This is a genomic window from Novosphingobium sp. NFX11 (assembly GCF_057376415.1).
The window spans coordinates 815,172-832,108 of record NZ_CP080385.1 but is presented as its reverse complement, the minus strand read 5'-3'; the positions used below and the strand labels follow the sequence as shown (position 1 = coordinate 832,108).

Annotated in this window: 21 protein-coding genes and 1 pseudogene; 11 read left to right on the top strand and 11 right to left on the bottom strand. The window is 66.1% G+C overall.

Annotated features, from left to right (window positions below):
* The first annotated feature begins 27 nt into the window (after nucleotides 1–27).
* The 3 genes from KZO24_RS21605 to KZO24_RS21595 are packed head-to-tail and all read left to right on the top strand — an operon-like array spanning nucleotide 28 to nucleotide 1,794.
* Nucleotides 28–624 carry a VOC family protein gene (locus tag KZO24_RS21605; RefSeq protein ID WP_271181529.1) on the top strand — a complete coding sequence of 199 codons (597 nt, stop codon included), beginning with the start codon at nucleotides 28–30 and terminating at the stop codon, nucleotides 622–624.
* 11 nt (nucleotides 625–635) lie between these two features.
* Complete coding sequence (locus KZO24_RS21600; RefSeq protein ID WP_271181528.1) at nucleotides 636–1,061, top strand: nuclear transport factor 2 family protein; 426 nt, start codon at nucleotides 636–638, stop codon at nucleotides 1,059–1,061.
* A 40-nt stretch (nucleotides 1,062–1,101) separates the two neighbouring features.
* On the top strand, nucleotides 1,102–1,794 hold the full coding sequence (locus KZO24_RS21595; protein WP_271181527.1) for an EthD domain-containing protein: 693 nt from the start codon (nucleotides 1,102–1,104) through the stop codon (nucleotides 1,792–1,794).
* 36 nt (nucleotides 1,795–1,830) lie between these two features.
* Here KZO24_RS21595 and KZO24_RS21590 read toward each other — a convergent pair whose 3' ends face one another.
* A complete protein-coding gene (locus KZO24_RS21590; protein ID WP_271181526.1) occupies nucleotides 1,831–2,697 on the bottom strand; it encodes an NmrA family NAD(P)-binding protein in 867 nt (288 codons plus the stop codon).
* Between the two features lie 230 nt (nucleotides 2,698–2,927).
* Here KZO24_RS21590 and KZO24_RS21585 point away from each other — a divergent pair, with 230 nt between their 5' ends.
* Genes KZO24_RS21585 through KZO24_RS21575 form a run of 3 tightly spaced genes read left to right on the top strand, consistent with a single transcriptional unit; the run spans nucleotide 2,928 to nucleotide 5,795 of the window.
* On the top strand, nucleotides 2,928–3,335 hold the full coding sequence (locus KZO24_RS21585; protein ID WP_486487669.1) for a nuclear transport factor 2 family protein: 408 nt from the start codon (nucleotides 2,928–2,930) through the stop codon (nucleotides 3,333–3,335).
* Entirely contained in the window at nucleotides 3,332–5,047 is a 1,716-nt protein-coding gene (locus KZO24_RS21580) for an FAD-dependent oxidoreductase (RefSeq protein ID WP_271181524.1), read from the top strand. The genes KZO24_RS21585 and KZO24_RS21580 overlap by 4 nt, the downstream gene beginning before the upstream one ends.
* Nucleotides 5,040–5,795, top strand: a complete 756-nt coding sequence (locus KZO24_RS21575) for an SDR family NAD(P)-dependent oxidoreductase (RefSeq protein WP_271181523.1) — start codon at nucleotides 5,040–5,042, stop codon at nucleotides 5,793–5,795. The genes KZO24_RS21580 and KZO24_RS21575 overlap by 8 nt, the downstream gene beginning before the upstream one ends.
* A 128-nt stretch (nucleotides 5,796–5,923) precedes the next feature.
* On the opposite strand, the gene KZO24_RS21570 is transcribed toward KZO24_RS21575, so the two are convergent.
* Both KZO24_RS21570 and KZO24_RS21565 read right to left on the bottom strand, forming a co-directional pair.
* Nucleotides 5,924–6,424, bottom strand: a complete 501-nt coding sequence (locus tag KZO24_RS21570; RefSeq protein WP_271181522.1) for a hypothetical protein — start codon at nucleotides 6,422–6,424, stop codon at nucleotides 5,924–5,926.
* A complete protein-coding gene (locus KZO24_RS21565) occupies nucleotides 6,424–7,296 on the bottom strand; it encodes a phosphotransferase family protein (RefSeq protein ID WP_486487668.1) in 873 nt (290 codons plus the stop codon). The genes KZO24_RS21570 and KZO24_RS21565 overlap by 1 nt, the downstream gene beginning before the upstream one ends.
* Nucleotides 7,297–7,313: 17 nt before the next feature.
* On the opposite strand from KZO24_RS21565, the gene KZO24_RS21560 reads away from it, so the two are divergent.
* The gene (locus KZO24_RS21560) at nucleotides 7,314–7,502 is read left to right on the top strand and encodes a hypothetical protein (protein WP_486487667.1); all 189 of its coding nucleotides are present in this window, start codon (nucleotides 7,314–7,316) and stop codon (nucleotides 7,500–7,502) included.
* Nucleotides 7,503–7,682: 180 nt separating this feature from the next.
* Here the strand turns inward: KZO24_RS21560 and KZO24_RS21555 are convergent, their stop codons facing one another.
* From KZO24_RS21555 to KZO24_RS21540, 4 genes are read right to left on the bottom strand one after another with little or no spacing between them, the layout of a single operon-like run.
* Nucleotides 7,683–8,699 carry a zinc-dependent alcohol dehydrogenase family protein gene (locus KZO24_RS21555; RefSeq protein ID WP_271181520.1) on the bottom strand — a complete coding sequence of 339 codons (1,017 nt, stop codon included), beginning with the start codon at nucleotides 8,697–8,699 and terminating at the stop codon, nucleotides 7,683–7,685.
* A 14-nt stretch (nucleotides 8,700–8,713) separates the two neighbouring features.
* The gene (locus KZO24_RS21550; protein ID WP_271181519.1) at nucleotides 8,714–9,094 is read right to left on the bottom strand and encodes an EthD domain-containing protein; all 381 of its coding nucleotides are present in this window, start codon (nucleotides 9,092–9,094) and stop codon (nucleotides 8,714–8,716) included.
* Nucleotides 9,095–9,105: 11 nt separating this feature from the next.
* Nucleotides 9,106–9,864 carry an SDR family NAD(P)-dependent oxidoreductase gene (locus KZO24_RS21545; RefSeq protein ID WP_271181518.1) on the bottom strand — a complete coding sequence of 253 codons (759 nt, stop codon included), beginning with the start codon at nucleotides 9,862–9,864 and terminating at the stop codon, nucleotides 9,106–9,108.
* Between the two features lie 52 nt (nucleotides 9,865–9,916).
* Nucleotides 9,917–10,669, bottom strand: a complete 753-nt coding sequence (locus KZO24_RS21540; RefSeq protein ID WP_271181517.1) for an SDR family NAD(P)-dependent oxidoreductase — start codon at nucleotides 10,667–10,669, stop codon at nucleotides 9,917–9,919.
* A gap of 239 nt (nucleotides 10,670–10,908) precedes the next feature.
* On the opposite strand from KZO24_RS21540, the pseudogene KZO24_RS21535 reads away from it, so the two are divergent.
* The 4 genes and pseudogenes from KZO24_RS21535 to KZO24_RS21520 all read left to right on the top strand — a co-directional run.
* A pseudogene (locus KZO24_RS21535) lies at nucleotides 10,909–11,352 on the top strand (FAD-dependent monooxygenase); the annotation flags it as partial.
* 121 nt (nucleotides 11,353–11,473) lie between these two features.
* The gene (locus KZO24_RS21530; protein ID WP_486487746.1) at nucleotides 11,474–12,529 is read left to right on the top strand and encodes an FAD-dependent monooxygenase; all 1,056 of its coding nucleotides are present in this window, start codon (nucleotides 11,474–11,476) and stop codon (nucleotides 12,527–12,529) included.
* 131 nt (nucleotides 12,530–12,660) lie between these two features.
* Complete coding sequence (locus KZO24_RS21525; protein WP_271181515.1) at nucleotides 12,661–13,587, top strand: DUF7064 domain-containing protein; 927 nt, start codon at nucleotides 12,661–12,663, stop codon at nucleotides 13,585–13,587.
* Complete coding sequence (locus KZO24_RS21520; RefSeq protein WP_486487666.1) at nucleotides 13,587–14,423, top strand: DUF7064 domain-containing protein; 837 nt, start codon at nucleotides 13,587–13,589, stop codon at nucleotides 14,421–14,423. The genes KZO24_RS21525 and KZO24_RS21520 overlap by 1 nt, the downstream gene beginning before the upstream one ends.
* Before the next feature lie 207 nt (nucleotides 14,424–14,630).
* Here KZO24_RS21520 and KZO24_RS21515 read toward each other — a convergent pair whose 3' ends face one another.
* Genes KZO24_RS21515 through KZO24_RS21500 form a run of 4 tightly spaced genes read right to left on the bottom strand, consistent with a single transcriptional unit; the run spans nucleotide 14,631 to nucleotide 16,935 of the window.
* Complete coding sequence (locus KZO24_RS21515) at nucleotides 14,631–15,053, bottom strand: nuclear transport factor 2 family protein (RefSeq protein ID WP_271181513.1); 423 nt, start codon at nucleotides 15,051–15,053, stop codon at nucleotides 14,631–14,633.
* 16 nt (nucleotides 15,054–15,069) lie between these two features.
* Nucleotides 15,070–16,332 carry an aromatic ring-hydroxylating oxygenase subunit alpha gene (locus KZO24_RS21510; RefSeq protein ID WP_271181512.1) on the bottom strand — a complete coding sequence of 421 codons (1,263 nt, stop codon included), beginning with the start codon at nucleotides 16,330–16,332 and terminating at the stop codon, nucleotides 15,070–15,072.
* Between the two features lie 40 nt (nucleotides 16,333–16,372).
* Nucleotides 16,373–16,720, bottom strand: a complete 348-nt coding sequence (locus KZO24_RS21505) for a hypothetical protein (protein WP_271181511.1) — start codon at nucleotides 16,718–16,720, stop codon at nucleotides 16,373–16,375.
* The gene (locus KZO24_RS21500; RefSeq protein ID WP_486487745.1) at nucleotides 16,717–16,935 is read right to left on the bottom strand and encodes an aromatic-ring hydroxylase C-terminal domain-containing protein; all 219 of its coding nucleotides are present in this window, start codon (nucleotides 16,933–16,935) and stop codon (nucleotides 16,717–16,719) included. The genes KZO24_RS21505 and KZO24_RS21500 overlap by 4 nt, the downstream gene beginning before the upstream one ends.
* Nucleotides 16,936–16,937 lie beyond the last annotated feature (2 nt).

Sequence of the window (16,937 nt, the reverse complement as noted above, 5' to 3'; positions counted from 1 at the left end):
CCTTCTCCAGACACAAGGACAACAACCATGACACAGCAATCCAGTGAGACCGCCACGGAGACTGCGGCGATCATTCCGCCCGTCCGGCTCGCCCATTTCGTGCTGCGGACATCGCGCTTTCGCGAGGTGATCGACTGGTACAAGACCGTGCTCGGCGCCGAGGCTGCTTTCGAGAACGAAATCCTCGCATTCCTCTCCTATGACGAGGAGCATCACCGCGTTGCCGTTCTGAACATGCCGGATCTGGAGGAGCAGAAGGACGGCGTGGCGGGCTTCCACCATGCGGCGTTCACCTACGACAGCCTCGGCGATCTCATGGCGACGTACAAGCGACTGCGCGATGTGGGCATCACGCCGGTTTTCCCGATCAATCACGGGCCGACGACTTCGATGTACTATCAGGACCCCGACGGGAACCAGATCGAACTGCAGGTCGACAACTACGACAACATCGAGGACGCGACGGCGTTCTTCTATTCCCCGGCCTTCGCCGAGAACCCGATCGGCGTGGAGTTCGACCCCGAAGATCTGCTGCGCCGCGTCGAGGCGGGCGAGGATCAGGCCGTGCTCAAGCGGCGGCCGGATATCGGCCAGCGCGGGCTCGAAGCGGTGAAGCTGCGGTGACGGAGGCGGAAATGACTAAGCTCACCATCGAAGATCGGCTCGACCTTGCGGAACTGGCCCTGCGTGGTTTCTGGCTCATCGACCAGGGGCGTGCGGGCGAGGCGGCGGCGCTGTTCGCCGAGGATGCGAACCTGACCTTCGGGCCCGGCGCGCCTCGGCCCGGCACGATCAGCGGCGCTGCGATTGCGGCGGCGATGGCCGCCCGGCAGGCCGAGGCGCACGTCACCTCGCGCCATGTCCTGTCCAACACGCTGATTTCGGCGCTGGACGACGGGCGGGCGGAAGTGCGTTCGCTGCTGACGCTGTTTCGCTCGCCCGACGCAGACCTTTCACCGGTGGTGCGTTCGGTGGCCGACGTGATCGACGTGTGCGTGCAGGAAGGCGGCGTCTGGAAGATCGCGGATCGCAGCATCCTCCCGGTTTTCCAGCCGGGGTGACGGAGCCACCGTTCCCATAACGACAAAGCGGAGAGGGTATTTGTCTCGTATCAAGATGTTCGGCGCGATTCCGCGCAAACCCGGCGTGACGGCGCAGTGGTTTCACGACCACTACCGGCACCCCCACGGAACGATGGGCCGCACGATATCGACCATGCGCGCCTATACCCAGAGCCATCAGGTTCACTCGGACCTGCTGGACGCGCGGCAGACGCATTTCGAGGCGACGGCGGAAGTGTGGTTCGACTGCGTACAGGACGCCATCGATTTTCCCGGCGAGCCTAATTACGTCGAATTGCTGATCCCCGACGAACCGCTGTTCGTCGACATGGACAAGCTGCGGTTCGTCTTCGCCGAAGAGGAAGTGCTGCAGTCGGGGGCGGACTGGAACGAGGAGGGCGTCGAGACGGGCGACAGACTGTTCCGGCTGGATCGCCGCCCGATCAGCATCAAGCTGCTGCAATACGTCATCAGCGAGGGTGTGACTGCCTGGGACGATGGTGAAGACCTTGCGCTAGGCCGGCGGATCGGCGCGCTGCGCCATGTGCGGTGCCGCCCTTCGCCTGCCCTGCATCCCGAAGGCGCGTTCTGCGTCGGTATCCGCGAACTCTACTGGCCGACGCAGACGGCGATGGAGGAGGGCGTCGCACGCGATCCGCAGGCCTGGGAGACACTGCTGCGCCGTCCGGCGGATTCCATCGCCTACCTCGCCAGCGCCGAGCGCTTCATGTGACGAAGGGCGGGGTCGGTGTGCCGACCCCGCCTCTGCTCAGCCGCGCAAGGTCGGCGCGAGGTGCTTTTCGGCCCATGCGCGAAAGTCGATCGGCGAGCCGACCAGCGCCGTCAGCGCGCCGGTGTCGTTCTCCGCGGGCTTCGTGGCCAGCCAGGTATAAAGGTCCACGCCCTGCGGCCAGTGCTCCGCGATCGCGGCCATCGGGACTTCGACGGCAACCGCCGGTTTTCCCGCCAACTCACCGACGATAGCAGCCATCTGTGCGGTGCTGCCGACGTCGGCGACGAGATCGACCTCGCGCCCGCGCCAATTGTCCGGCGACGCAAGCACCGCCGCCGCCGCGCGCCCGATGTCTTCGGCGCAGATCAGCGCGAGTTGCACGTCGGTCGGCAAGGCCATTGCGATCGTAAGCGTGCCGTCGTTCTGCGTGATCGGGAAGTAGTTCAGGAAGTTGTCCATGAACCATGCCGGGCGCAGCACCGTGGCATCGAGGCGGAGTTCGGCGATCCGTTCTTCCACGGCTCGTTTCGATCCCACCGATAGCACGCCCCGGCTGCCCGCCGCCTGTGCGGATTGATAGATGAAGTGCCCGGTGCCCACTTCGCGCACCGTTTCCGCCACCATGATCCCCTGAACGGCCTGCCCGATGTCCCAGCGGTCCTGCAGGGACGCACCGGATAGATAGACCGCGTCCGCCCCTTCGATGGCCCGGCGCAGGGCCGAGCGGTCTTCCATGTCGGCGGTCACGGTTTCGGCGCCGAGCGCCCGCGCAGCCTTTGCCTTGTCGCCCGTTTCATCGCGGGTGACGGCGCGGACCGTCCAGCCGTCCTGCAGCAGCGCGCGGACCACGCCGCCTCCTGCCGTTCCGGTTCCCCCGAAGACCGTTATCGTACGCGATACCATGCCTGCTCTCCCATCTGGCTGAGTTTGCGAAGGACTATGGCGGTGGCGCTTGGTGAGTGCAATTAAATTGACCATATGAATTCATAATTCGGCTGAGATTCATGCGATAATTCTATTTTATCGCGATAAATATCGTTTTTTCGACGTTTTAATTGACATAACGGTCAAATGTGGGAGCTTTGCTCCGGGCGTCCCCGCAGCGACGGAGGACCACGCCGATAGGAGAGGACATGACCGACAGCAGGCAGATCGCGCGCGCGTTCTTCGACAAGTTGTGCAGTGGCGATTTCATGGGTGGTTTCAGATCGCTGGCCGAGGATGCGACCTGGACGATCATCGGCGACACGCCCCTTTCCAAGCATTTCACCAGGGATCGCCTGCTGACGGAGATGATCCCGATGCTCTCCACCTTCCGCGAACCCGCACGCATGGCGGTGAGCGAGATCATCGCCGAGGGAGACCGCGCCGTCGTGATCGCCAGCGTCGAGGGTGTCGGACCTTACGGTCCATACCGGCAGGACCCCTACTGCTTCATCCTGCGCACGCGCGACGGCCGCATCAGCGAAATCGTCGAGTATCTCGATACGGTTGCCGTGGAGACGGCCCTCGTCGGTCGCAAGCTGGTGGATGCGCGATGAGCGGGGCGAGCGTGATTGCACTTCCCGAAACGGCGGACATGGTGGTGATCGGCTCGGGCGCCGCGGGCATGACGGCGGCGACCGTCGGCGCGCTGAACGGGCTGGACGTGGTGCTCCTTGAAGCGGCCGATGTCTTCGGCGGGACCACCGCCTTTTCCGGCGGAGGCGTGTGGATTCCTGCGAACCACCACCAGCCGGCGCTCAGTATCGCGGACGATCGGGCCTCGGCACGCACGTATCTCGAGGCGGTGCTGGGCAACTTCTTCAACGCCGCCAAGATCGATACGTATCTCGACAAGTCGGGCGAGATGCTGGCCTTCATGGAAAGCCGCACCACGGTACGGCTGACGCCCAGCGACATTCCCGATTATGCCCCTTCTGCGGCAGGCTGGAATCAGGGGCGCTGTCTGCTCACGGCTGATTTCGACGGCAATGCGCTGGGCGCGGATTTCGAGCGCGTGCGTCCGCCGATCCGCGAGATGGGGTTGTTCAAATCGATGCAGGTCAGCCCCGCGCAGGCGGTGGCGATGCAGGGTTGGAATCGCTCACTTTCGGCCTTTCGCCTGACTGCCTCGCGCATGACGGGCTACGCTTTCGACCGGCTGCGGGGACGGCGCGGAAGGCACATGGCCAACGGCAATGCGCTGGCGGGGCGCCTGTTCAAGTCCGCGCGCGATGCGGGGGTACACCTGATCGAGAAAGCCCGCGCCTGCGATCTCGTGTTCGACGGCGGCCAGGTGACCGGCGTAGTGTTCGAGCATGGCGGCGGGCGGCATACGGTCAAGACGCGGCAAGGCGTCGTCCTTGCATCCGGCGGCTTCGGGCAGGACGAGGCGATGCGGCAGAAGTGGTTGCACCAGTCCGCGGCCGGCTGGTCGCTCCAGCCCGAAGGCAGCCGGGGCGACGGCATCCGCATGGCCGAGAAGCTGGGCGGGCGGCTGAACCCGGACAATGCGGCGAACGGCATCTGGGTGCCGGCCTCGCGCTATCAGCGGGAAGACGGCAGCGTCGGCCTTTTCCCCTCGCTGTTCTTCGATCGTCACTGCCCGGGGCAGATCATGGTCGATGCGCGCGACGGCAAGCGCTTCGTCGACGAGAGTTTCCACTACCAGAACTTCGGGGAAGTCTCGCTGGAGAAGGGCGTGACGCGCATCTGGCAGATCGCCGATGCCGAGGCGGTGGCGCGCTACGGTCTGGGTGCGATCAAGCCCGCGCCGTTCCGCCCGGACAAGTGGGTCGCCTCCGGCTACGCCCGCAAGGCGGCGAGCATTTCCGAACTCGCGCGCGAGCTGGGGCTCGATCCGCTGGCGCTGTCGGATACCGTGGAACGCTTCAACCGGCATGCGGCGGACGGGCGGGATCCCGACTTCGGACGCGGCACCAATGCCTATGACACCTACATGGGCGATGCGGGACATGGGCCCAACCCGTCCCTGCGGCCTCTGACCAAGGCGCCGTTCTACGCGATCGAGGTGCGGCCCAGCGATCTGGGCTCGATACAGGGCCTCGATACCGACGAGCATGCGCGCGTGCTCGGTGCCGATGGAGCGCCGATCGCCGGGCTCTATGCCGCCGGGCTGGACAACAACTCGATCATGCGCGGCAAATACCCCGGCGGCGGGGCCAGCCTGGGACCGGCAATGACGTTCGGCTACATCGCGGCGCTCGACATTGCCGCCCGTGCCGCAAGCAAAGGACGCGACCATGTTTGACCTCACCGGAAAATCGATCGTCATCACCGGCGCGGCTTCGGGCATCGGCGCCGCCACGGCGCAGCGTTTGCGCCGGGCAGGCGCGCAAGTGCTGATCGGGGACATCACCGATTGCGCAGAAAGCGCGGCACAGTGGGGCTGCACGTTCCGCCATACCGACGTATCGGACGCGGACCAGTTCGCCGCGCTGCTGGACGAGGCGATGGAGCGCCACGGAAGGCTCGACGTGCTGGTCAACAACGCCGCCTCGGCCGGTGTCCATGACATGGCCGAAGCCGATGCGGAGCGCGCCGCGCGCTATTACCGGATCAATGCGCTCAGCGTGCTCGTCGGCATGCGAGAAGCGGCGCGGCGGATGGAGCGGGGCGGCGCGATCGTCAACGTCGCCTCGCTGTCCGGCGCGCGGGGGACGCCGGGTTGGGGCGAGTACGGGATGAGCAAGGCGGCGATCATCTCCGCCACGCAGACCGCCGCGCTGGAGTTCGGACCGCTGGGCATCCGGGTCAATGCGGTCAGCCCCGGCGGTGTCGCCACGCCGCTGTCGATCGCCATCAACGGTGACGCACTCAGCCGGGCGCTGGAAGTGCTGGCGCCGATCGGTCGGGAGGGGCAGCCGGAGGACATTGCCGCCGCCGTCCATTTTCTCGCCAGCGACGATGCCGGCTATGTCACCGGGCAGAACTGGTTCGTCGATGGCGGCTGGAGCGTCGGCACCACGGTGCAGACGCTCGGCCGTATACTGGCTTGAGGTCATGACTTCTTAGTGAATCGTCATTGCGAGAATAGCGAAGCAATCCAGAGCAGTACGAAACCGCCCTGGATTGCTTCGCCATGCTAGCAATGACGAAGGGTGGTTTAACCCAATGTCATCGGGCTCTACGCCTCCAGCAGCGTCTCGATCGGGCGGACCTTGTCGGGCGCGGATTCGAAGCCTGAGCCGATGAACCACGCACGCTGGCGCTCGATCGGCATGGCGCTCGCGTCGATCACCACCCTGCGGGCCTGATCCGCGAGATCGGGGCCGAGGGTCTCGATGAGCGCGCAGGTGCTGTCCATCAGGGCGCTGCGGGCGGCTTCGATCTCGTGGTTTTCCCGTGACGGATCGGCAAGCGCCGCTTCCAGTGCCTCCCGCGGAGCCGACAGGGCCTGACTGGACGTAAGCGCGCCCAGCTTTCCGGCGAGGTCCAGCGCATCGCTCGACAGCGCGCGGATGAAACGGCGCGTCATCGGCAACTGGCTGCGCAGCACGCCGAGCGTGGCGAGCGACAAGTGCAACTGCTCCTGCGCCACCTTCTCGTCCGCCCGGATCGCGGGGCCGACGGCTTCGCGCAGCGCCTTGATGACGACCTGCAGCTGGAGATCGGAATCGGGGACCATCAGAGCACCTCCTTCAGCGTGCCGCGCAATTGTTCCATGATCGGGTAACTGATCATCGCCAGCCACGAGACGACGATGTCCTGATGCGTCTTGGCGCCCTTCGCCACGCGGTATCCGGTGCCGAGGCAGATCGAGACCGACAGGTAGCTGCACAGCACCCGGTAATAGGCCAGCCGCGCCGGATCGACCGTCAGGCCCGACGCCTTCTCGTAGGCGGCGATGTAGTCGTCGTAAGGCAGCATGCCGTTGATGAGCTGCGCGGTGCCTTCCTCATTCGAATGGCTGTAGGGGTCCATCATCGACCATGCGAGGTCCTGATGCCGGTCGCCCAGCAGCGCCAGTTCCCAGTCGAGCCAGGCGGTGATCCGCGCGTCGTGCTCGGTGAACAGAAAGTTGCCGGCGCGGCAGTCGCCATGGACCAGCGAGACGTGGTCGATCGGCGGCGCATTGGCGATGAGCCAGTCGTAGGCGACCGTCATCAGCGGTTCGTCGTGCGCGCGGTCTTCCTCCCACACCCGCCGCCACCAGTTGACGAGGCGGATGACGCTGGCGTTGGAGCCGACCTCCACGCCGTCGAAGCTGGGCAGGCGGGGCGCGAGTTCCGCGCCCATGCGGTGAAAGCGCGCCATGTGCTCGATGAACTGCGCGGTGATCGGCGCGCGCAGCTTAGGGCCATAGTTGAGGCCGATGCCGGTCACCTGCTGCGAGGGCAGATCGGAAGGCTTGGTCACGCCTTGCGCGAAGCCGTAGATCAGCGCGGGGTGCGGCAGGTGCTCGCCATCCGGATCGACCCAGAAGCAGGGCGGCACCGGCACCACCCCGTCGAGCGCCTGAAGCAGCTCGAACTCGCGCTTGCGGCTGGTCTCGACCACGGATCTCGTTGGGTTCCATGCGCAGGACCATCGGCGCCTGGCGCCGGGCCGATCCGTCCTGCCATTCGAGTTCGAAGGCGACCTGGATCTTCGAGGCGCCGCCGGTCAGCCAGCGTGCGTTGGAGATCGTGAAATCGTCGCCCACGTTGGCGCGGATGAGGCTGGCGGTGCCTTCGATCAGGCTGTCCAGCGAATGGGCGGCGTAGACGTCGCCGCTCGCCCGCAAGCGCATCTTGCGCGACAGGGTGCGGTCGATCTCGGCCTCGACCGGAAACCGGTCCCGGATGGCGTCGAGGAAATGGTCCTCGGGGCGCTGACGTATGTCGAGAGTGCCGTGCATTGGTTCAGCCACTTCCTTCCCAGTCGTTTCTTGTATCCTGGCGGGGTCAGGTCATCTCGATGACGACCTTGCCCATGTGCTGCGCCGCGCGCAGGTGTTCATAAGCCTCTGCCGCCTCGTCGAAGGCGAAGCTGCGGTCGATCAGCGGTTCGATCCGGTGCGCTTCCAGTGCGCGGCCGAGATCTTCGAAATGGCGGCGCGAACCGACCATGACGCCGCGCACCAGCGCCCCGCCGATGAGGATCGCCAGCGGGTCGATCGTACCGGGGGCGATGACGCCGACCATGGCGATCTCCCCTCCGCGCCGCAGTGCCGACAGCGACTGCGGCATCGTGCTCGGCCCGGCGCTGTCGACGATCTTGTCGATCCCGCGTCCGCCCGTGAAGGCGCGGGCGGCGGCGCCCCATTTGGGCGTCGCGGCGTAATTGACGACATGGTCCGCGCCCATCGCCGTGGCCCGTTCCAGCTTGGCGTCGCTGGACGAGGTGATGGCGACACGTGCTCCGGCGGCCTTGGCCAGTTGCAGCGTCCAGATCGCGACGCCGCCGGTGCCAAGCGCCATCACCGTAGAGCCGGGCGCGATCGGCTCGCGGCCGTAGAGCGCGTTCCAGGTGGTGACGGCGGCGCAGGGCAGCGTGGCCGCCTGCGCGAAGTCCATGTAGGCGGGGATCGCCACCAGCCCGGCCTCGTCGATCACGACATATTCGGCGAGCACACCGTCGATCGCACCGCCCAGCGCGGACGCACCGTCCGCGTCGGTCATGTCGCCGCCGATCCAGCTCTGCATGAAGATCGGGCAGACCCGGTCCCCCACCGCGAAGCGCGAGCAGCCTTCACCCAGTTCGACGACCTCGCCCGCGCCATCGGAAAGCGGCACGATCGCGTCGGGCGCACCGCCCGGATAGTGCCCGTCGATCATCAGCAGGTCGCGGAAATTGAGCGAGAAGGCACGCATGCGCAGCAGCACCTGCCCGCGACCGGGGCGCGGCATGGCCGCGCGCTCCTGCCGCAGTCCGGCGATGCCCTGTCCCGGCGTGATGACGTAGCGTCGGTTTTCGGTCATCGCCGAATCTCTCCCTATGCGACAGTGTAGTCGAAGATGGTTTCCTCGTTTGCGAGGAAAGCGCTGATGCGCGGGGCGTCGATGAACTGTTCCTCGTCTGCCTGTAGCACGCCGCTCGCCTCGATGCCCTCGGGCGAGGAGAGCGCGGCCTGCATGGCTTCCTCGCTTTCCCACCATACTTCGGTGAGGCCGTCGGGCGGGCGCTTCCAGCCGCGCCCTTCAGCAAAGGCGTCGATCTCGGGCGAGACGCGCTTGTGGCTCTGGACATAGCGCACGAAGCCCATAGCCTTCGCATTGGCACGCACCAGCGCACCGTGTTCCACCAGCCAGCGGCGGGCGAACTGCTCGTCCGTCATTTCCGGCTTCTTCCAGACTTCGACGACCATCTTAATCATGTCAGTCTCCCTTAGATGGCGTAGCCGCCGTCGACGATCATCGGCGATCCGGTCATGAACGAGGACATGTCGGACAGCAGGAACATCGCGGCGTTGGCGATCTCGTCCATCTCGCCGAAGCGGCCGATGACGTGGCGCTGGCGCAGCCCTTCGAGCGCCTCGGAGAACACCGGGTCCTGCATCAGCCGGTCCTTGGCCATCGGCGTCATGATGAGGCCGGGGCACAGCGCGTTCACCCGGATGCCGAGCGGCCCGCCGTCGCAGGCGACCGCCTTGGTCAGACCGACGACGCCGTGCTTGGCCGCGACATAGTCCGAGGCGTTGATCTGCCCGCGAATGCCCGAGGAGGATGCGGTGTTGACGATGGCCCCGCCGCCGCTGTCCTTCATCACCCGGAACTGGTGCTTGAGGCAGTAGAACACGCCGACCAGATCGACGCCCAGCACCGCCGCGATATCCTCTGCGGTCAGTTCGTGGATCGGCTTGTTGCGCATTTCGATCCCGGCGTTGTTCATCGCCCCGTCGAGCCGGCCGTAAAGCGAAACCGCCTTGTCCACGGCGGCGGCGACGCTGGCTTCGTCGGTCACGTTGCAGGGCTGGAACGCGGCTTCGCCGCCCGCCTTGCGGATGCCTTCGACGACCTCGGCGCCCGCTTCGGCGCTGAGGTCGGTGACAAGCACGCGCGCGCCGTTCGCCGCGAAGACTTCGGCGCAGCGGCGGCCGATGCCCGAAGCCGCGCCGGTGATGAGGATGGCCTTGCCGTTCAGCATCCGTATTCTCCCTTGGCGGCCGAGCCGCTCTGCAAAGTCATGGGTCGCGCTCTCATCCCGGGAACAGCCCGCCGTCGACGATCAGTTCCGCGCCGGTGACGTAGGATGCGTCGTCGGAGCACAGGAACAGCGAACTGCGGGCGATCTCGTCCGGGTTGCCGATGCGCTTCATCGGGATCGAGGTGCGGATCATCTCGCGCTCCTCGGGCAGCATCGTCGCGAGTTGCGGCGTGTCGATCATCCCCGGGTAGATCGAGTTCACCCGCACGCCGCGGCCTGCATATTCCTGCGCGGCGGCCTTGCTCATGCCCCGGATCGCCGCCTTGGCGCCGTGGAACGAGAAGCACGTCACCGTCGACATCATCGCCAGCACCGAGGAGATGTTGACGATCGCGCCGTTGCCGCTGGCCCGCAGGTGCGGCATTGCCGCGCGCATGCCCAGGAACGTGCCGGTCTGGTCGATCGAGACGATGTGGTTCCAGCCCTCGAGCGTCTCGTCCTCCACTCCGAACATGTGGTTGAGGCCCGCGTTGTTGACCAGCGTGGTCAGTCCCCCATAAGCGGCAAGCGCCGCGTCGATGGCGGTCTGCCAGGAGCCTTCGCTGGCGACGTCATGCTCGATGGCGATGGCCGCGCCGCCGGATTCGACGATCTGCGCCACCACGGAGCGGGCGGCGTCGAGGCGGATGTCGGTAGCGACGACTTGCGCCCCTTCGCTGGCGAACAGACGGGCGTGCGCCGCGCCGATTCCGCTGCCTGCGCCGGTTATGAACGCGATTTTTCCGGAAAGTCGGCCGGTGGGCATCGTCTTGTCCTTCATCCCTTGGTGCAGTCAGTCGCTGCGCTTTCCATAAACAGACCAGACGGTCAGCCAATGTCAAGCATTCAATCGTGCCTTCGAGATCATGCACTCGGTTTCAGCGCGATTATTGCTAAAATCATAGCCTGACCCGGCTTGACGTCCATTTGCGCATTGCGCACAAGTTGACCATATGGTTCAATTTCGTTACTCGCGGTTGGGCAAGGCATAAGAGGGGAGATGGAATGACGCAGATCGAAGTGCCGGTGCTGATCGCCGGAGGCGGGCCGGTCGGCATGACGCTGGCCCTGAACCTTGCCCGCTACGGCATTCGCTCCCTGCTGCTGGAGCGGAACCCGGCGACCACGCGCCATCCCAAGATGGACCTGACCAATGGCCGCAGCATGGAGCTGTTCCACCGTCTCGGCCTGGACGAGGCGCTGCGCGACGCGGGCGTGCCGCGTGCGAACGGCTTCGACATCCTGTGGATCACCTCGATGGTCGGGCATGACCTGTACCGGTTTCCCTACCCCTCCGCCGACGAGAAGACCCGCATCATCCGCGAGGAGAACGACGGCAGCCACGGCGCGCAGGCGCCCTTGCGGGTCAGCCAGATCCAGATCGAGCCGGTGCTGAAACGGGCGATCGACGCCAATCCGCTGATCGACGTGCGCTTCGGCACCCGCTTCGAGCGGATCGTCGAGAACGGCGCCGATGGCGTCACCGCCGAGATCGTCGATCTCGCAGAGCGGCGAAACCAGCACCGTCAAGTGCCGCTTCCTTGCGGGCTGCGATGGCGGGGGCAGCCGCGTGCGCCGGGGTCTCGGCATCGCGCTGGAGGGCGAGGAGAACGTCGCCGGGGCCTACATGGTCCACTTCCGCACCGACGACCGCGAACTGCTGCAGCGCTGGGGGCCGATCTATCATCTGCAGTCCGGGCTCGGCACGATCATCGCCCAGAACGACCACGACATCTATACGCTGCAGGCATGGCTGCTGCCCGGCATGAACCCCGACGAGATGACCGCCGAGGGTGTGCTCGAAGGCTGGGTGGGCAAGGCGTTCGACTACGAGATCCTGCAGGCCAATCCGTGGCATGCGCATTTCGTGGTGGCCGAGAAGTACCGGGACGCCAGTACGCTGCTGGCAGGCGACAGCGCGCACCAGTTCATCCCGACCGGCGGCTACGGCATGAATTCGGGGATCGCCGACGCCGCCGCGCTGTCGTGGGTGCTGGCTGCGAACCTGCAGGGCTGGGGCGGTGACGGGCTGCTCGATGCCTACGATGCGGAGCGGCGGCCGACCGCGTGGTGGCATCTCGAAGCCTCGCGCCGGCACATGGGCGTGCGCCAGCAGATCACGATGATCTACATGGAGGCGGGCGACCTCGAGGGTGAAGGCCCCGAAGCCGACGCCCGCCGCGCCGACGTAGCCGCAAAGATCGCCGCGCTCGGCAATGCCGAGAACGAGAGCTGGGGCGTGGAATACGGCTATCGCTACGACCAGTCGCCGGTCGTGGCGGGTGAGGGCGAGGCTCCGGCGATCGACCCGCTGACTTATGTGCCGAGCACCTGGCCCGGCGCGCGCCTGCCACACGTGTTCCTTGAGGACGGGACGGCGCTGTTCGACCGGCTCGGGCTGTTCTTCACACTCGTCGTGCTGGGCGATGCGGACACCGCGCCGCTGGAGGCTGCGGCGAAGGCTCAGGGCGTTCCGCTCGACGTGCTGCGGCTCGATCGCCCGGACCTTCGCGCGATCTACGAACGCGGCCTGATCCTGGTGCGGCCCGACCAGCACGTCGCCTGGCGCGGCGATGCCTTGCCGGACGACTGCGCGGGATTGCTGCGGCGCGTCTGCGGTCGCTAGAGCATTTTCTAATCAGGTGGGATCACCTGATGACTCGGAAAATGCGGCAAACCAAAAACCTGGGGCGGTTGATCCGGTACAGCCGGATCAACCGCCCCAAAACCGGATACAACGACAAGAGGAGAGGACAATTGACCGTCGAGAAGAGTCCCGAGGACTACTGGCAGGCCAACGATCACCCGCGCTGGAACCAGAGCGTCTACTTCAACTTCTACGATCCGGCGCAGCGCATCGGCTGCTTCATCCGCGTCGGCATCCTCGAGAATCTGGGCGAGACGAACAGCTGGTTCGTGTTCTTCCGGGACGGCAAGCCGCTGTTCAACCGCACCAACATGAACCTGCCCTACACCGCCACCCGGCTGGGGCTGGGTGACGGGCTGGAAGTCGCCGGGATGCGGCTGCGCTCGATCGAGCCGCTGTCGAAGGCGCACATCACTTTCGATGAACGGGACTTCAAGGTCGATCTGACCTGGGACGCGATCCTGCCGATGCAGGATGCGATCCACCTCAGCGATGCCGGGGCGGAGGACGCCTTCGCCAAGGAGATCGCCCATATCCACATGGAGGGCACCTGCCGCGTCACCGGCACGATCACGCTGGCGGACGGCGAGACGATCGCGATCGACGGCAAGGGCTTTCGCGATATCGCCGTCGGCCCGCGCAACTGGGACTTCCTGCGCCACTACCGCCTTGCCTGGCCGATCTTCGATAACGGTCTGTCGATCGTCTCGACACACGGCATCTCCACCAACGGCGACGACGCCTACATCAAGATGGTGGGCAAGGGCGGCAAGTGGATCGGCGTGACCGCGATCGAGGACCGCAACATCTACGAAGCCGACGGCATGACGCTGAAGGGCATGGACTGGCGTGTCACCGATGCGGACGGAGAGGTGCACGCCTTCACCGCGCGGCGGCTCTACTGCTGGACCTTCCCGCTCGATACTTTCGCGCTGACCGAGCACATGATGGAATATACCCTTGCCGACGGTACCAAGGGGTATGGCCTTGGCGAATGCGGTTTCCGCTTCCCCTGGGCGGGTAACGGAGAAGACTGATGGCATTCGATCCCGCAGCACTCGCCCGGCCGGCAATGGCCATCGACCCCGTGCATGATGGCCGGCACTCCCTGCCTGACCTGCCGTTGATGCGCGAATCCATCCCCTATTGCGTCGTCCTGCCCGAGCACGAGATCGCCTTGTTTACTTATACCTGGGTGGACAAGGACGGCATGGCGGGCGCGGCGATGGGCATCTGGGGCCGGGGTCTCGGCCGTGCGCCGATCGCGGTGCGCCTGCCCGATCGCAAGGTGCCCGATACCATGGGCTTCGACGACTGGCGGATCGACAACTTCACCATGCGCCAAGACCTCAGCTTCAACCGCGCGGAAATATCGTGGCGCAGCGAGGAAGCGGAGATCGCCTTCACGTACGAGGCGTTCCATCCGCCTTATGCCTACTCGACGCACAAGGACGGCTGCCCCTCCTACGCCGCCGACGACCGCATCGAGCAGAGCGGCCGCGTCTCCGGCACGCTGCGCATCGGGACACGGACCATCGACGTCACAGGCAGCGGCCACCGCGACCACAGCTGGGGGCGGCGCGACTGGGACGCGCTGCATTATTACCGCTGGTTTCAGGGCCAGTCGGGCGATGCCTTTTCGGTGCACTTCTGGGAGTTCTACGCCCTCGGCCGCCGTCAGGTGCGCGGCTACGTCTACAAGGATGCGGTCATGGCCGAGATCGCGACGCTCGACGTCGACTGGCAGGGCGACAGCCGCCTCGACCAGACCGCGTTCCAGTGCGACATCGTCGATGAACTGGGCCGCGCCACGCGGGTGGAGGGGATGTCTTCGGGGTCTTCCCGCTCCCGGCCGCGCCGAACTTCGTGCTGAACGAAGGCGCGGCGCGGCTGACCATCGACGGCAATCCCGGCGGCGGCTGGATGGAGATGGGCTGGCCGATCTCCTACCTCGAACATGTGCGCGCGGCGGGCGTGTACTGAGCCTCTTCCCGTCATTGCGAGCGAAGCGAAGCAACCCAGGGCGGCTCAAGACTGCCCTGGGTTGCCTCGCTTCGCTCGCAATGACGAAGGGGAGCGATCAGGCCGGAAGGTACGCGCCCAGCGCGTTCATCACCACGCCCGTGTCGAAATATTCGCGGTAGAACACCAGCGTATCGCCCCGATATTCGTGCACGCCGACGTAGCGCTGGTCGTAGACCGCGCCGCCCGGCTCGCCGTAGCCGCGATACTCCACCAGCACGCGGTTCGGATCGGCGAGCGGGGTCACCTCCACCGAATTGAACTTCACGTCGAAGACTTCGGCGGCCGTGCGGAACATGCCCAGCGCATCCTCGCCATGCAGCTCGGTGGGCAGGCGCACCGTCCCGGCGAAGGGCAGCTCCATGTGCAGGTCGGGCGAGACCATCGCCCAGAAGGCATCCATGTCGTGCCCGAACAGCGCCATCAGCTTTTGCGCGTTGGCGACGTTGCGGTCGCTCAGGGCCTTGTCGAATTCGCTCATCGGTATCGTCTCCTGTTCAGGCGAGTGCTTCGGCCACGGTCCCGGCCTCGATCCATTTGTGCAGGTTGTGCAGCGAGTGGCGGATCATCACTTCGCCGTCCTGCAGCGGCATGGTGTCCTTCGCGCCCGATGCGATGCCTTCCTGCGTGCGCTCGGTATTGCCGACGTCTTCGAGCAGGATCTCGCCCAGCCGCGCGATGTAGTGCTCCTGCTGCAGCCGGCTCCACACATCGGTCGCATCGGGGATGTAGAAGCGGGCTTCCCAGCGCGTCTCGTCCTGGCTGACCGGCCAGAAGTGATGGGTCCAGAACCCGCCGGGGGAGACGTCGATCTGGAAATTCGGAAACAGCCAGGTCACGTCCACCGCCCAGCTCGCCGACTTGGTCGGGTTGATCGCCGGATGCCGCCGGAACACTTCGGTATCGTCGAGGCTGGCGGCCGAAAGCACGTTGCCGGTGGCGATGTTGCTGTAGAACAGGCGCTCCACCTGCGATCCGGGCGGCGGCGCGTACTCGGGATTGCCATAAGTCGATACCGAGCGGTGCGGCCCCCATGTCTGCGCGCTGATCGGCCGCGCGAAGGGGTTCTCGTTGCTGGCGAACGTGGCGCCGATCGTCTCGGGATGGATCGCCGGGATGTGGTAGGTCTCGGCGAAGGCGTCGGCGATGACCTTCCAGTTCGCCTTCAGCCGGGACTCGAACAGGATCGAGCGGTCGGCATTGGGGTAGGGGATGCCCCGGTAGATTTCCCCGAACGCGCCGAGGAATTCGGCCAGCGGCACTTCCGGCTCGCGCTGGAGGTTGATGAAGATCCACCCTTCCCAGATGTCGCAGGCGACGGGGGTGAGGCCGCAGGACTTGCGGTCGAAATCGAAGAAGTTCTTCTGGTCCGGCACCCCGACAAGCTCGCCGTCGTTGCGGTAGGTCCAGTTGTGGTAGCGGCACATGAAGCGCGAGGCATTGCCCTCTCGTTCCAGTACGACCTTGTTGGAGCGGTGCGAGCAGACATTGTGGAAGGCGCGGATGCGGCCGTCCTTCGTGCGGGTGACGAGCACTTCGGCGCGGGCGAATTCGAGCGTCTGGACGAAGTAGTCGCCGGGCGCGGCAATCCGCTCCTCGCGGCCGAGGCACAGCCATGCGCGCTTGAACACCTGCCGCACTTCGGCATCGAACCAGTCCTGCGAGCGGTAGGGTTCGAGGCTGACCGGCGCGGTGTCCAGCCCGGCCAGCGCGGTCAGGTTGGTGCGGTCCGCGCGGAAATCGGCGACCTGATCGTTCATGGTTCCTCTCCTTCGCCGTTTTCGGCTTTTTCCTGTTGTCTCACCCGAGAATGCGCGGCCCTTCCACCAGACGGACCTCGTGCGGATAGGGCGTGAAGGGCGCGCGCGGCTGGCGGTGCAGTTCCGTCGCCATCGACACGTGCGCCAGCGCCAGCAGGAGCTGCATCAACCTTAGCGGTGCGCCTTCGAGATCGCGCATGTCGCGCCCTTCCAGCGAACGGATCGCCTCGGGCGCGAGCGCCAGCATGGCGGTGTAGAACGCCTCGATCTCCTCCATCGAGGCGGCCTCGCGCGCGGCGCGCCGTTGCTGCGCGCTAGCCGCCGCCCAATAGGCGACGTGGGGTTCGAGCGCCTCGAACCCCGCCGGCAGCGAGCGGTCTGCGGTCACGCCGCCACCGGCTGATCGACGCGCCGGCCGAGCACGGTGGAGATCACGCCCTGCAGCGTGGCCCCGGCATCGGCCACCGGCACGGCCCCGCGCCAGGCGACGTGCTGGTCGGGCCGCACGATGATCGCCCCGCCGCGCTGCAGGCCGGAGATATTGGCCCAGCGATCGTCGACCGGCGTGAAATCCTCGTCCTTGCCGACAGGGACGAGATCGATGG